Genomic DNA, 13,593 nt, shown 5'->3' with positions numbered 1-13,593 from the left:
GCCCGGGCTCATCCCGGGGCGAGATTCCGTGTCCAGCCTGGAGGGCACGGGCTAGTACCGCGTGTCGCCCGACGGCACCGGGTTAGCCAAGATGGGGGTGGCCGGCCTGCAGCCCGCCTTCTGGGTGCGCACCCTGAGGCAGGCAGATGACCGCGCCCACCCCATCCCAGCGCGCCACTTCCGCTGGACGGCCGCCAACCGCTACCTGGCCGCAATCGTGGCCCCCAATGGCGACGAGATCGCCCGCAGCCAGGCCCTGGCCGTGGACCGCGAGGACGCGGCCGGGTGGACCCTCGCACCGGCCCCCCGCTGTCGTGGCCACCAACCGGGCAAAGTGAGTTCCTCGATCCCGGACCGCCGGGGCAAGCTGCGGGCCCGCGTGGCCGAGGAGGGCGGCCAGGCCACCCTGCAGCGCCCGGAGGCGGAGGCGCCAGGCGGCTGGGGCGATGCGACGCAGGGGAGCCGCTTCGACTTAGCGCGCCTGCTGAAACTGCACCATGGTGCCGAGGATCTGGGCGATACCCGCCTACGGGCGCGACAAAGTAGCCTTGGTGCGCCTGCGTCTGACCGACGAGGCCGAGACCGTGGGGCATGTCATGTACGACTTGGACCTAGACCATGCCTCATCAACCGGAGCGCGCGCCAGCCGCTGGTGGCCGATGCCATGCCTGGCTACCCGTGTCGCGAGGTGTTCGACGCCGCGCTGCGCGAACGCTTGGACACGCTGGCCGGCGGTGAGCCGGCCGAAGTCTCCATCACCAGCATGGACGTCAGCGAGGGCAGCATGACGCCAGTGAATGCCACCGAGCGCGGCCGGCGCAGATGCCTGCTGCCGGCCGAGGGCCCGGCCCAGCTGCTGGGCGAGAGTGGGCCGAGCCTGCTCCGCGGCCAGCTGGCGCGACGCCACCCCACCACCCTGGCCACGCGCGACGGCCTGCAGCTCCACGGCTATCTCACCCTGCCCGAAGGCGTGCAGTCGCGCCAGCTAGCGCCGATACTGCTGGTGCACGACTGCCCGTGGTCTTGCAGTTCGGTGCCAAAATGAACACTGTACGCACTGAGGCGATTGATGAATTTGGATTTCACAGAGAAGCGCGAGGCGCGCGATATTGGCGAGCTCGTTCTCAACGGCCACGTCGAACTGGTATTGCGGCGCGGTCCAGCTCCCACCCTGGTGATCAGAGGCTCCAGCGCCAAGGCTTTGACCCAGGTGCGGACAGAGTTCAAAGGCCGCCGGCTCGAGATCACCGGAGAGGGAAACACGATCTCCTCCAATGGCGGCTCGATCAACATGGTGAACTACACCCCCGGCGCGGTCCAGGTCGGGCATGTGTCAGGCTCAATGCAAGTGTTCCACGGCACTGTAGGGTCGGTGGTGACCGGCGATATCGTGCACCTAGGTCGTCGCTCACGCGATGACAATCAGGACACGCTGGATGCCGCCCAAGTTGAACTGACCCTCCCGCAAGTGGAAGTGCTGCGTGTTCACGGTTCCTGCGAGGTTGATCTCGATGACCTTCGACAGGCGCGCCTGGCGGTGAAGGTCGAAGGCTCTGGGCGCATTGAGGCCACTGGCAAGGTAGACAGCTTGGAAGTCGATGTGTCTGGCTCCGGCAGTCTGCGAATGAGAGACCTGATCGCCAAGGCAGCGGACATCGATGTCAGCGGGGCTGGCCAAGTCAGGGCCACTGCACAGGACCGGGTGCGCGCGTCAGTGTCGGGAGCAGGGCAGATCAAGATCTACGGCAACCCGCCAAACCGCACAGCCGATGTCTCGGGCATGGGCCGCATCAAGTTCAAGGACTGACGTCCAAACCCCAGGAGACCAACATCAAAGAACTCACCACTGCCCAGCTGCGCCTGCTCTACGACCGCTACCTTGAACTGCTCACGCTGGAGGTCGAAGTCATGGGGGTCAGGCCCCAGGAGGCGCGACACCTGATCGGCCGGCTCGGTGAGTTCCATTGCGCACTGCAGGTCGGCGGCACGCTGGCGCACACAACCAACCAGCACGGCTTCGATGTGGTCTGCCCCCGCGGGCGCAAGATCAGTGTGAAGACCACCGCTCAGCTAACGGGCTTCGTGCCGATCGGCAAGACCACCGCAAGCCTGGCAGACGATCTGATGCTGGTGCAGTACCTCGACGGCAGGCTCACCACGCTCTTCTACGGCCCGATGTCGGCTGTCGTCGCCGTAGCCCGGCACTACAAACCAACGAACAACTACGAGTTCGACTTGTCGCGCGCTCGCAGACTCTCGACCACCCTGGCCACTGAGGACAAACCCATGACAGTTGTGACACCTCGCGAGGAATTTGAGGCCGATCTGCAGCCATTTGCATCCAGCCATGGGCTGAGCCCAGTCTGGCACTCGCCGACTCTGCTCAACTTGGAGCCGGTCCCGGGCTCATCCAGCGCCAAGCTGTGCATCTCTTTCGATCCAGGCTACTGGGAGCTGTACGAACAGCGAGACTGCTTCGTGCGTGAACAAGCGCGCGCCAACGTCGTCACCCAGACCGCCATCTATCGCGTGGACTGGCCCGGCCAGGATGCCCAGGAAGTGCACGGGTCCCTGTCAGCTCTCGCCCCATTGTCCTGACCACTCGAAGGCTCCCACATGCGGTTCACCATTTGCAAGCTACTTCTCGCCGGCAGCGCTCTCGCCGGTACCATCGCCCCCCTGCAGGCCTTGGCGGCAACCGACGACGTGATCCCAGTCGAGAAGTTTCAGCCGCCCATCACCACTGAGTTCGCACCCGAGCGCCCCCACGGCTGGAATTTCGAGGGCCCGATGATGCGCAACGGGATGAACCTGTTCGCGGCGAACGTTCCTTCGTTCAACGGCCAGGGCAAGCTCATCTCCAGTTGGAATCCGCGGTTCGGGAAAGTCTCCGAGCGCCCGACTTTCATCATCATCCACGGTGGCCATGGCATTGCTCACGGCAACATCGACACGGCCATCTGGGCGATGAAGACCTTCAACGCCAACGTCCTGGTGCTGGACTCCTACTGGTCGCGCGGACAGATCGAAAACTGGCGGACCTGGAACGAGTTCGGCGCCAACATGCGCACACTGGACCTCATCGCGGCAGCCAGGTTCACCAGGTCCGAGGGCGCCGACCCGAAGAAGACGTTCGTCATCGGCGACAGCCAGGGAGGATGGACGGTTCTGCGCGCATTCTCCGATCACAGTCTGAGCGGCGAAGTGAAAGCGCTGCTGGCCGGTGGCATCGCGCTGTACCCCAACTGCTACGCGAAAGAGTCGTTCTTTAGCTCGGCGCCCAATGGCTCGGCAAACAAGGACTTTGCGCCGCCGCTGGGCAACTACGTCGCGCCCGTGCGCGTCTTCACTGGGACTGCCGACACTGCAACGCCGACCTCGCAATGCAACGTGGAGAAGGCGCTGAAGGGCGCTGAGAAGTGGACCAGCTTCGACGGCGCAACCCACGCCTGGGATTCGCCCAGCGGCGGCATTGGCCAGCCGGCGGTGGATGGCAAATGCACCAAGGCGCTGAACAAGTTCAACCAGTTTGCGATCTGCCGCAGCAACCGCTACACCGACATCACTCGGGAGGAGATCACGGCGTTTGTGGAGAAGCATTCTCGCTAGCGCGTTCTGGAGGTTCGAAGTACAACCGCAGCAGGCTGCGCGGCGGAGGCTTCGGTGGCGACTGCGGCAGGGCCAGGCAAGTGCGGGTAGCGTGAGCAAGGTCTAGCTGGCGGCGTTCACTTGTTCGCCTTCCAGCCGATCACTTGCTTCCGGCCGAATCCAGTGAGTCCAAACACCGCGCACCCAGGCCCCCGCGTAGATGGTCGTCAGCAGGAATACACCCCACTGGCCCGTCCGCCACGATGCCCAGAAGAAGCCCGGTTGAGCCAGTATTCCGAACACACACGCCCACCGCCTCATCCGAAACGTTCGGGCCTGCGACAGCCAGGCTGCACCCGCGCCAAAGACCGCTATGGCGATCTGGTCCAGCTGACCAAGGAATAGAGCCGCGAAATCGACGTCCGCGAAAAATGCCAAAAGGGTGTGAAAGTCAAACTGCATCCCGACAAGATATCCCACTAGTTGGCTTGCATGAAGCAAATGAAGCCTCGCGCACTCAGAAGGGAGGCGGCAACCCAACGACGCCAGCAATGGCAGCCGTCTCGCTCAACGAACGCGGTCAGAACGCCACGAGATCTTGAGCGACCTGGACGCCGTAGTGCTGCTGGATCAGGTTGCAGAACAGCAACCAGTCATCTCTTGATGGCTTGGTGTGCGTGCAGTGCAGGCATTCAGCGGCTCCCTGCAGCTGGTCAGAGGCCGAAGTGTGAACGTCCATGCCGAAGTTTTTTGAAAACCGCCCCAGCGTGGAGCCATCCAAGCCGTGTATCCATACAGTTGCGCCGTCCGCGCTCACCTGAACCTGATCGCACTTCAAACTACATCTCCGGTAGCAAACTCCACCAATCCCGACGGCAAGGATCGCAGCACCACGCTCACCGTCTCACCGACCCAGCCGGGCTCAAGGCCCGGCACAAGCCGGCCAAGTTCTTGCATCAGCGCATTCCACTCGCCACCACCCAGCCACGGCCGAGCGCCCCGATGTATATCAAGCCCGCTGCCAAGGTAGACGGCAGGCACGGGCGCTCCGACACCAGTGTCGAATTGGTCTGAGGTGACATCAAGGACACGCCCGTCAGCGAGGCGAAGAAAGACGTGGTTGCATAGGGCTAGCGTGCTTTCTTCGAGTGAACAATCGACGCCTTTGGCCTGCAGGGCGGCGTGAAGAGGCCCGGAGAGGGCGGCACACATGCGTGAGCTGCTTGCGCCTTTGAGGACCGCGCTCCTGAACCTGGCTGAGTAGGACAGCAGTGCGATGTCACCTTGAAGTTGAGGACTTCGTGAAGATTCTTGTTCCATGCGGATCATGCTAGCGCTCGGAGGTCGAGCGTCAAGAGACCAAGTGCACCGCAGCAGCACGCCGTTGGGGGGTCTTGCCAGCTCTGCAGTGTCAACTGGGCTGCGAGCAGTGTCCCGTCCGCCGCGTAGAGGGTGGTCGGGAGCCCTCGCTGGACTCCGAGTCGACTCCTTCTGTCAGCTGGTCTCAGAAGCCCCCGCGAGCATGGCGCGAGCCTCGCGAGTCCCCAGCGCCAGAACGGCACGGATGCGCTCAAGCTGGGCTGCCCTGGGCATCGCCTTGCCGGTTTCCCATCTCGCAAGAGTGGCGGGGGCGGCATCGAGCAGCTGGCACATTTCCTTGCCCGTAACATGCAGGCTGGCTCGCTTCGCAGTGAGAGCTTCGGGCCGGAACACGAATTTCCTGCCGCCTCGACGCGCGGGCTCAGCCGCTTCGTCAGACTGTTTGGGCGCTGCCGCCTTGCCCGAGGCCTTGACCAACGCATTCACCTGAACGGTGAGCTGCTTCACCTGCTTCTTCAGTGCGACGATGTCACTTCGCTGCGAGGAAACCATCTTGCGCAACGACTCAACGTCGCCTTTGCCTTCTTTGCGAGCGATGCGCGCGACTTCGGACTTGAATGATTCTGCGAACGCTGCCATGTATGGCTCCCAATAGACCCGCGGCAAAAGGCCTGCTCATGCCGCCAAAAAAATCCCAGCCGCACCGCAGCTGGGAAAGACTCCACCTTACTTCGCAGCCTTGCGCGCAGCCGCCTTTGGATCCACTACTGCCTTGAACTTGGCGCCGGCGACGAACTTGGGAACCGTCGTTGCAGGGATCTTGAGCGCAGCACCCGTGGATGGGTTCTTGCCCGTGCGCGCGGCCCGCTTGGAGGCCTTGAAGGTGCCAAAGCCCACCAGTTGCACAACGTCCCCCTTCTTCACTGCCGTTTGAATGGTGTCGATGAGAGTGTCCAGGACCCGCCCAGCGGCAACCTTCGTGAGGTCATTCTTGGCAGCGAGGGTGTCGATGAGATCAGAGCGGTTCATGGTTTTCGAGGTCAAGTTGGAAAGTGCCGTTTATATCGCAAGGCCGAAAACGCCCGGCAAGCACTGTCCACTAGCTCCTGCCGCCGCTGCGCTCAATTGGCGCCGGCCACGTCGTCGAGATTCAGCGGCAGGTCCCGCAACAGACTGGTGGTGACCGAAAAGTAGTTCCCTTCGAGACGTGGCGCGCGGGCGCGGACCCAGGCCTCCGCTTCGGGGCGCATGAGCGCGGCCTCCAGCTGGTCCAGAGACGCCTCTCCAGCGCTCACGATGGTGATGCCATGGTCGACAGGGAGGATGCCGGCCGGCACACGCACAGCGCGCAAGGAATTGGCGATACGCGGGATAAGAAGGCACGGCTGGCCCAGGTCGACGCGCTCGAAGCTCTCTGGCGGCAGCCAGCGCTGGGTTTTGCGAACCTTCGACCGCGCCAGCAAATGCATGTTCGCGTCAAGATGCGCCAGCACAGCGGCCGGTGGCTCAACGTTGCGGAAGGTCCGGATCGCATACTTCATAGGAGCGCTGAGCGTCCCGCCCTTCATGTTGTCGGTATCGACGGCGGGCACCAGCATCTGCGGCGGAATGTTGGCGGCCAAAGCAGTGGCTTTGTCGATCACGAACAGCCCGTGCTTGCCAAGCCAGGGCGCGAGGCTCACCTTGGCCAGCGAGGCCAACGTTCGCTGGCCAACGTAGGCCGCATCATCGGCCTCGGGGTAGATAGGCGCCTCGGTGATGGCGGTGCTGCAAGAAGCGGCGTCGCGCAGGATCACGGCCACCGGGTGGATCCGCGGAGGCTGGCCTGCGCGGCGATTCTTCGGGCGATAGAACGCAGAACTGCAGTCCAGGCGCTCGACATGGTGCAAGCCCATGCGCTGGCCAATGGAGGCGCGCAGATCCGCGGCACACCGTGCGAAAAGCCAACGATCGGACGTCACCAGGGCAATCTCACCGCCGTCGCGCAGAGCGAGGGTGCAGCGGCCTAGAAAACTGTGCAGCATGTCGCCCTGAGAGTGGTCCGGCAGTTCACGCTCGTATTCCGTGCGCAGGATCGAGGGCAGGTGCGTATAGCGAAGAAAGGGCGGATTGCCGACCACAAGATCCCACGTCGGCGAGCAGGGGCCCTGCAGCAAGAAGTCGCCGTGAGTGACCATCGAGGTCGCGATCGACGCGGCCCTCACAGCCGAACGGCCATGTTCAACAAGGATGCGCGCCAAGCGTCGGCGCGACTCGGCGGCGGCAAAGAAGTGAATCTCAAAGCCGTGAATGAGGCCTGCCACCCGGGCGTCATCGACCTGCGGCTCAACCTCCAGTAGGAGCTTCAGCGCTGCGCCCAGGAAGACACCATCGCCACAACTCGTGTCCACAAGCCGGCGGTCGCCGGCGGGCCAATTCACCATCCCCAGCAGCTGCTCTACGATTGGCTCGGCCGTGTAGAAGGACGTCGCGTTGTGCAACTGCTCCACGGCTTCCTCCAGCGCACTGAGTGGAAACAGGTCAAGTTCAATAGGTGGGTCTTGCATCATGCAATTCAGGCTACTGACAAAGCGCCTTGTGTCTAGACGCTTTGAGCCCCACAAGGCCACCTGCGGTAGATCTCGCCTACCCATTGCTGGCAGATCACGCACAGGGTGCCAGCGCGTGGAGGAACTTGCACCAGGTGTGGGTATCGCCAATACACACTGGTGCGACCGCGCCCACGAAGATCCACCAATATGTTCCACCGCTTCCGAGGGGAAGCGCGGCGGTGGAACATTGTGGTCAGCAAATCTGCGCTGAAATGTTCCAGCTGCGGCGGGCAAGGGGACGGCAGTGGATCAGCGATTGCCGGCGGACATGCTGTGGCTGGCTCGCTCTCCAAGCAGGGTATGCTTTTGGCATGCACGAGTCGCCGACGATTCCACCCGATCCCCGATCAGCAGTCCGCCAGCTCGCGGCAGACTATGTGGGGTGGGTGCTCGATTTCGAGGGCAGGTGCATTGCGAGCGGCCGGCCCGCTTCGCGCTACTTTCACGCGCCAGGCCTGGAGCTCTACACACGCTGGTCCCGCTCCAAGGTTGCCACGCAGGGCCGCCCCACCATCGTCCTGGCCAACATCGAAGTCCACGAGCCACTGCGCGGCCTGGGCCTATTCAGCGAGATCATCAAGCGCCTATCCGCCCCAACATGTGCGCTTCGCGCAGAAGCGCTGTACGTGGAGTTGGTGGGCGAGAAGCGACTGGCCGCCTGGCTCCAAAACAATGGATTTCACCGGTGCCCAATAGCAGAGGAGGGGGCTCCCTCGTTCTTCCGCTTCAGGCCTGTCCGGAACGGTGAAGTGCAAGCGCCGGACATTGCTGAAGGCGATCTTGCTCTCGATGCGATGAGAGCAGGCTCAAGGCAAGGGTGATGTTGCAGGCGCGCCGCTCGCCACGATCAGGGTGTTTGGAGAATGGTGAAGGCCGATGCCTCGGCGGCCGCGCGCACGACGGCGTCGACGGCGTTCACGAATCCCACATGAAGGTCTTGCCTCTGCATACCCAGCCAGGGCTCCTCGTCGAAATCCCAGTTCTTTGGCATCGGCTTCCCGCCGGGCTTGCCCAGATGGCTCACGTTCTCGCAGTACCAGAACCAATGCTCGTTGCCTTTGCTGGGCCCGAAGCGCATGCGCAAGCTATCCCTCAGGCGGCCTGCATCTGGATGGTCGACCTGGACATCGACAAGCTTTTCGACGCGGTGAACACCCCAGAAGAGGGCGTTCAAGTCGCCCTGGTAGAACTCAAACCGAACGTAGCCAGGCGCTGTCGGCGAGAGCTTCACGCCGAAGGCGGCACGGGCAGACCTCGCTGAAAGCGCGCCCGTGTCCCAGTACAGCTGAGCACCAAAGCGTTCTTCCAATGGGGCCTTCAACCCCTCGATCAACAGCCTCTGTTTGATCGCCTCCAGCGAACGGCCAACCAGCAGTGCGGCGCGCAGGTTCTCCTGCGATTGCGTCACCACGTCCTTGATGCTCTCGGCTTCAGACATACCTACCTCTCCACAAAGGGACTTGCGAACAAGCTGCTCCAGCTGCTCGATGAACATACGCACCACCGGTGGCTCTGTGCACAGCGCGCACGCACCCAGCCATTCAGCCAGCTGCCTGAAACCCATCACCACCAGGCTGCCATCCGCGAGGTAGCGGCCGAGCAATTCCGCACTGATGCTCCGCACCGTGGGAGCCCCATGGCCCAGGTAGACGAGCCTCCACCCTCCGGGGCTGCAGGTCTGGCTCAGTTCCATTGCATAGTGGGTGAGCTGCAGCGGCTGATCCACGGCCCAGGGCTTGTTCTCGATGACGATTGCGCGCTCCCCCTTCAACCGAATCTCGATGTCGTACCGACGAGCCCCGTTGGCAGGCATTTCAAGGTCCACCACGGCTTCATCGAGGCCCAAGCGCCAAGCTGGGCCACAGTCGATGCAGTCCAGGAACAGCTCCAGATATGCGCTACCCTGGCCGTGCGTTCCGCGAGGATCAAGAAGCGCGGAGATGCACCGGGAAAGCCCCATCTCATCAGTTCGCAGGAAGTCGAAGATCTGGAAGCTCGGCGCCGCCGATTTTGCGACCCGGCGCTCTGCATCCCTGAGAGCACAGTGTTCCGCATCCACAGCGCGCAACAGGTGCGCCGTCTGATCGCTCGCCAGGTCAAACCTCATGCGCGCATCCTTGGTCCTCGGTGGTATGCGAGGACTCACCGAGGGATTCGCCGTCCATCCAGTAGACCTTGGCCGTGTAGGCACTCGTGGCCAAGCGCCCCGTGCACATCTCGCACGTGCATGTGGCAACCAGCCCAGGCCCGACGCGCTCCCTGAAATGCTCGCGCCCAAGGTTGAGGCAGTAGGCCACCGAGGCCTGCCACCGGTCATCCTCGAGCAGCTCTTCCGCGACCAGCATCTCTCGCATGTCCTGGCCGAGGCGATGCGCCTTCTCCACTGCAGGCTCCACCTTATGAAACGGTGATCGACGTCTGTAGCAGCGGTACTTCTCGGCGCACCTGGTGGAGATGCTGAGACAGCGCGACGCTGAAAGCTCGAAGAGCTCTGCGACCTCCCGGGTCGGCACGCCCGCCGCGAGCAGGAACCACACCAGTGCATTGCGCATCTGGGTCTCGCCTGGCCCAGCAGGTAGACGTCGATCGGAAGGCCATATTCGCAGAGGATCCAGCGCCTCCCAGGCAACCGGTGCCGATCTCGGCCGGGGCTGGGCCTCGCGCGCCAGGCGCTTCAACTTCACAGGTGCCCTGAACTCCAGTCCCTCACGTTTCGCGTACCACATCGTGCTCAATCCCCTTTACTCAGCGGATGGGGCTCCTGATGAGCCCGTGCCTCCGCAAGGGTCCGAGTCTGACCTCGACGTCGTTGAAACTCAAGCCGGCCTTGCAGTGGTTGAAACACTCTTACGCCCCATGAAAATGCCGTTGTTTGTCGCCAACAAACGGCCCCCTGGTGACGTCGCGCGCGACCGATCTACAGCTACAACACGGCGCATCGCCGGCGCGCAGCTGTCCCACCCTGTGCGCCTGCAGTTCTGGGGTTGCGCGCGGGAAGAACCCCCGCATACTTGCTGCCAGGAGGAAACCATGAACATTCTCGGCTTCGAGCCCACCCAAGAGCAGATCGAGTTCTGTCTGGCAGCCATGACAGGCCGGTTCACAGCTGCCGCAATAGTGGCGGTAGCCATCGAGCACGGCGTACCTGGTGCCGCTCCAGGCAGAACTGCACCCAAGTCCGGCCAGGCCGATGTGGCAATGCGTCTTGTGGACCGCCTGCTGCAGGCGCAGAAGCGCAAAGGACTCATTGCCTTCGCATCCGGAGCTTGGACTGCCGGCCAAGCGGGGTCATCGCTTGTTGGCGTCGCAGCACCTTCCGCCGACCAAGGCGTGCGCCCCGGCCAGGTGTGGCTCGAGTCCACCCGCCGCAAAGACAAGTCCGAGCGAACGGTACTGAGCGTCGACTCGGGAGCCGCTACGCTCACCGGAGTTCCTGAGTTGGTGGTGCCGGTGGCCACCATGCTCGGCCCGCGCGCTCGGTGGACGTTGGTGAGGGAGCCATCGGCACAGGAGATTGCAGTGCGCGCCCTAGTAGGGCAGGAGGTCGTCTTGCTGCGTGGATCGCGCGGCCGGCTGGACGGTATGGGCCGAGAGCGCCGCGTGCGCGCGCGGCTGGACGATGCGAATGCCCACATGATCCACGCCACTCTCCTGGAAGACGACGCACACGCCAGCTCATCGCCATTCAAGGCCGGGGAGAGCGGTGGTTGGCATGGGCTCTCTTTCGTGGAGCTGCCTGCCTGATGCTTCGCTACAAGCCAGGGACTGGCGCACGGCGCGCAGCACCGTGGCGAGCCCCATGGACCAATCCCAACCCGCACAGCGAATGAGCGAGCCCACGACCGAAGCGAACGGTACCGCCCCAGAGCATTCAAGGCCTTTGCCCAGTTTTGCCGTGCAGTTCGTGACCCGTCCACTGATAAGCAGGATCGGAGCGGTGGAGCCGCGCGAGCTGCTGGCGTGGAACCGAAGTAGCCTCCAAGCGCCGCAACCACGCGTGACCACCGGGAGGTTATCGTCAACGCTCGGCGCAACAGGTTCGGCCCGATCTGGGACTCACCTGTCAACGTCAGGATGCCGGAAGAATGGCGCCTGGCGCTTGAGGACACCGAGCGGCTGCGGCTGCTTCCGATCATCTTGCGCGAAGGTGCCCCCGACAACTTCCCTCACCTGACCGTGCGCGAGCTGAGGAGCGAACTCAGGCTGCCGGTGACAGATGCTTCTGGGGATCCTGGCCAAGATCGAAGCCATCAATAGGATCCCAAAGCTCGGACGAAGCCCCGCCGCAGGATGGGACCACTGGAGGCCCCGCCTGCCGACGTGCACTGGAGGCAGGGGTCGCCCGTGGACCCGCCTCCAACGGCCGATGACATCGCACCTGGCTATGATGCAGCGAGGAATGATTGGAGCTGCTGTAGGAAGGTCTTGTGTGAGATCACCCCTTCTTGAAAGAGATGAAGAGCCCTCGCCGGCAACAAGGCGATGACCTCCTCGTCGACCCTGATCAGCAGTTGCCCAAGCTGCAACGGCTTGCCATCCACCAAGGGCGCAGGCCCTGAAGCCGCAGACAGTGCTCTGGAGAACATTGCCGGTCCGTACCACTGGGTGACCAGCCACTCCGAAAACTGAGCGGCATCCTCCATTGCCGAAGGCGTCTCCAGCATGCGGTAGGACCACTCGAGCAGTGCGGCGTCCCGATCGGTCGCCCACAGCGCCTGGAGGGTCTGCGGGTCCATCTCAGCGTTGCTTCGCATTCAGGCATTTCTCCAGCGTGTTCAAAAGTTGCGACGATCGTTGCATGTTAGCCTCTATACCCACATCCGCACGCGCCGCACGAGCACAGGATCCAGTTGCAATGGGAGCAAGCCAGCCGAATCCCCCCGTCCAGCTTCTGCGAGCAGCTATAGCAGTGTGTGACCCGCCTGGTGACGGCTGTGCGCTGTGCATCCTGGCCAAGCACTCCCCCGTACGGTACACCCAACTCGGACAGCTTTTCCCGGTGCCGGGCGACGGCCTCCGCCTGCTGTAGGTAGTAGGGCAGCTCGGATGCGCGCCACGCCGGCCCATGGGTCTCGAACCAGGCAAGGTATTCCTGCTGCAATGGACCATCAGGTAGGGGGCCTCGGTAAGTACGGATGACCTTGCGCAGGACATGCGGAACGTATTTCACCACCTCCCGCGACCGCTCGTCCCAAAGAAAAACATGAGGACTACCGTCAATCTGCAAATCGGGGTCGTAGAGCAAGCGAGCTCCGTCCAAGTCTCCCACCCATAGCCTGCGCTGTGCGGTCGCCTCCGGCTTTTCAGCGGGTGCGCTGACCGATGCTTCCTGAAGAAATGATTCAGGCCTATCTAGCCGCTGCAGCCCTCGGCCCACGTCCTTCGCCTCCACATCAATCACGAGGGGGCCGCCCGGCCAGCGTGGAGTGGAACCTTCTCGCCTCTCGTCGGCATCGCGGTCTGGTGGGGGTGGGTTTGACCCTGGTGGCTGCCGAGCGTGCGGCTTGCTGGACCCGTCCAACTCCTCCCATAGCATCGTGAGAAATGAGCCGCCGGCGCCAATGACAAGCCAAAGAGGCACCCCAATTGCTCCTCCCAGGGCGGCTATACCCGCCCCTTGGCCTCCTGTTACAACGGCACCAACCACAGCCGTCACGAAACCAACCCGCCACTTGAGACCTCTCTCGGTCCACGCCAGCCGCTTCAACTCCATGGCCAGGGCCCGGACGATGGACATTGCAACGCCGTCGCTCAGCGTCACGGTAACGGCCCTCTTGGCCATGCTGAAGGTCTCACCCCCAGCCTCCCTGATCGCAATCAGCTTGGCGACCCAATCCCGCAGTTGGGCCCGCTCCGAGGGCAAAGTCTGCTCCACAACTACCTTTGCAAGCTGCTTCAGTTCAACCCTCTTGTTTTCATCGGTCATGGCCAAAACTCCCTCGGCAAAAGTGCTGAACCCGCACACGTTACCCAATACCGCGATGCTACTCAAGGAGCCTCGATCGCCCCGCATTCGCAATCGCTGATGCCAAGTGCGCGGCCGCCGGCTCGACGCTTGCCCCACAATAAAGGCGACCACCTCCAGGCGTTCCGA

At 63.2% G+C, this 13,593-nt stretch carries 14 protein-coding genes; 5 read left to right on the top strand and 9 right to left on the bottom strand.

The window, feature by feature from the left end:
- Positions 1-664: 664 nt before the first annotated feature.
- From AC0IZS_RS34020 to AC0IZS_RS34005, 4 genes are all read left to right on the top strand, one after another.
- Positions 665-1,045, top strand: a complete 381-nt coding sequence (locus tag AC0IZS_RS34020; RefSeq protein WP_471639744.1) for a hypothetical protein — start codon at positions 665-667, stop codon at positions 1,043-1,045.
- A gap of 24 nt (positions 1,046-1,069) precedes the next feature.
- Positions 1,070-1,807, top strand: coding sequence for a GIN domain-containing protein (locus tag AC0IZS_RS34015; RefSeq protein ID WP_436220411.1), 738 nt, complete (start codon positions 1,070-1,072; stop codon positions 1,805-1,807).
- Positions 1,808-1,908: 101 nt separating this feature from the next.
- Entirely contained in the window at positions 1,909-2,598 is a 690-nt protein-coding gene (locus AC0IZS_RS34010; protein ID WP_436220412.1) for a DUF6998 domain-containing protein, read from the top strand.
- Between the two features lie 18 nt (positions 2,599-2,616).
- Positions 2,617-3,609: a dienelactone hydrolase family protein gene (locus AC0IZS_RS34005; RefSeq protein WP_436220413.1), complete on the top strand. Its 993-nt coding sequence runs from the start codon at positions 2,617-2,619 to the stop codon at positions 3,607-3,609.
- A gap of 102 nt (positions 3,610-3,711) precedes the next feature.
- On the opposite strand, the gene AC0IZS_RS34000 is transcribed toward AC0IZS_RS34005, so the two are convergent.
- The 7 genes from AC0IZS_RS34000 to AC0IZS_RS33970 all read right to left on the bottom strand — a co-directional run bounded on the left by AC0IZS_RS34000 (position 3,712) and on the right by AC0IZS_RS33970 (position 10,051).
- Positions 3,712-4,050 (bottom strand): hypothetical protein, encoded by a 339-nt coding sequence (locus tag AC0IZS_RS34000; RefSeq protein ID WP_471639743.1) that lies wholly within the window; start codon positions 4,048-4,050, stop codon positions 3,712-3,714.
- Positions 4,051-4,168: 118 nt separating this feature from the next.
- On the bottom strand, positions 4,169-4,369 hold the full coding sequence (locus tag AC0IZS_RS33995; RefSeq protein WP_436220415.1) for a hypothetical protein: 201 nt from the start codon (positions 4,367-4,369) through the stop codon (positions 4,169-4,171).
- 713 nt (positions 4,370-5,082) lie between these two features.
- Positions 5,083-5,547, bottom strand: coding sequence for a helix-turn-helix domain-containing protein (locus AC0IZS_RS33990; protein WP_436220416.1), 465 nt, complete (start codon positions 5,545-5,547; stop codon positions 5,083-5,085).
- 87 nt (positions 5,548-5,634) lie between these two features.
- Complete coding sequence (locus tag AC0IZS_RS33985) at positions 5,635-5,937, bottom strand: HU family DNA-binding protein (RefSeq protein ID WP_436220417.1); 303 nt, start codon at positions 5,935-5,937, stop codon at positions 5,635-5,637.
- Between the two features lie 92 nt (positions 5,938-6,029).
- Positions 6,030-7,454 (bottom strand): Eco57I restriction-modification methylase domain-containing protein, encoded by a 1,425-nt coding sequence (locus tag AC0IZS_RS33980; protein WP_436220418.1) that lies wholly within the window; start codon positions 7,452-7,454, stop codon positions 6,030-6,032.
- Between the two features lie 892 nt (positions 7,455-8,346).
- The gene (locus AC0IZS_RS33975) at positions 8,347-9,606 is read right to left on the bottom strand and encodes a PDDEXK-like family protein (protein WP_436220419.1); all 1,260 of its coding nucleotides are present in this window, start codon (positions 9,604-9,606) and stop codon (positions 8,347-8,349) included.
- Entirely contained in the window at positions 9,596-10,051 is a 456-nt protein-coding gene (locus AC0IZS_RS33970) for a hypothetical protein (RefSeq protein WP_436220420.1), read from the bottom strand. Before AC0IZS_RS33970 ends, AC0IZS_RS33975 begins: the two co-directional genes overlap by 11 nt.
- 478 nt (positions 10,052-10,529) lie before the next feature.
- On the opposite strand from AC0IZS_RS33970, the gene AC0IZS_RS33965 reads away from it, so the two are divergent.
- Positions 10,530-11,243 (top strand): hypothetical protein, encoded by a 714-nt coding sequence (locus AC0IZS_RS33965; protein WP_471639742.1) that lies wholly within the window; start codon positions 10,530-10,532, stop codon positions 11,241-11,243.
- A 638-nt stretch (positions 11,244-11,881) separates the two neighbouring features.
- Here AC0IZS_RS33965 and AC0IZS_RS33960 read toward each other — a convergent pair.
- Positions 11,882-12,235, bottom strand: a complete 354-nt coding sequence (locus AC0IZS_RS33960) for a hypothetical protein (protein WP_436220422.1) — start codon at positions 12,233-12,235, stop codon at positions 11,882-11,884.
- Positions 12,236-12,300: 65 nt separating this feature from the next.
- Complete coding sequence (locus AC0IZS_RS33955; protein ID WP_436220423.1) at positions 12,301-13,425, bottom strand: hypothetical protein; 1,125 nt, start codon at positions 13,423-13,425, stop codon at positions 12,301-12,303.
- Positions 13,426-13,593 lie beyond the last annotated feature (168 nt).

Source organism: Acidovorax sp. AC410 (assembly GCF_979253235.1).
The sequence above is the reverse complement of the archived record's forward strand: the minus strand, read 5'-3'. Positions and strand labels throughout refer to the sequence as shown.

What these genes read in the sequence shown, in the direction of transcription:
- AC0IZS_RS34020 (WP_471639744.1), top strand. Translation starts at nt 665, where the DNA reads ATGCCTGGCTACCCGTGTCGCGAGGTGTTCGACGCCGCGCTGCGCGAA.
- AC0IZS_RS34015 (WP_436220411.1), top strand. Translation starts at nt 1,070, where the DNA reads ATGAATTTGGATTTCACAGAGAAGCGCGAGGCGCGCGATATTGGCGAG.
- AC0IZS_RS34010 (WP_436220412.1), top strand. Translation starts at nt 1,909, where the DNA reads ATGGGGGTCAGGCCCCAGGAGGCGCGACACCTGATCGGCCGGCTCGGT.
- AC0IZS_RS34005 (WP_436220413.1), top strand. Translation starts at nt 2,617, where the DNA reads ATGCGGTTCACCATTTGCAAGCTACTTCTCGCCGGCAGCGCTCTCGCC.
- AC0IZS_RS34000 (WP_471639743.1), bottom strand. Translation starts at nt 4,050, where the DNA reads ATGCAGTTTGACTTTCACACCCTTTTGGCATTTTTCGCGGACGTCGAT.
- AC0IZS_RS33990 (WP_436220416.1), bottom strand. Translation starts at nt 5,547, where the DNA reads ATGGCAGCGTTCGCAGAATCATTCAAGTCCGAAGTCGCGCGCATCGCT.
- AC0IZS_RS33985 (WP_436220417.1), bottom strand. Translation starts at nt 5,937, where the DNA reads ATGAACCGCTCTGATCTCATCGACACCCTCGCTGCCAAGAATGACCTC.
- AC0IZS_RS33980 (WP_436220418.1), bottom strand. Translation starts at nt 7,454, where the DNA reads ATGCAAGACCCACCTATTGAACTTGACCTGTTTCCACTCAGTGCGCTG.
- AC0IZS_RS33975 (WP_436220419.1), bottom strand. Translation starts at nt 9,606, where the DNA reads ATGAGGTTTGACCTGGCGAGCGATCAGACGGCGCACCTGTTGCGCGCT.
- AC0IZS_RS33970 (WP_436220420.1), bottom strand. Translation starts at nt 10,051, where the DNA reads ATGCGCAATGCACTGGTGTGGTTCCTGCTCGCGGCGGGCGTGCCGACC.
- AC0IZS_RS33965 (WP_471639742.1), top strand. Translation starts at nt 10,530, where the DNA reads ATGAACATTCTCGGCTTCGAGCCCACCCAAGAGCAGATCGAGTTCTGT.
- AC0IZS_RS33960 (WP_436220422.1), bottom strand. Translation starts at nt 12,235, where the DNA reads ATGGACCCGCAGACCCTCCAGGCGCTGTGGGCGACCGATCGGGACGCC.
- AC0IZS_RS33955 (WP_436220423.1), bottom strand. Translation starts at nt 13,425, where the DNA reads ATGACCGATGAAAACAAGAGGGTTGAACTGAAGCAGCTTGCAAAGGTA.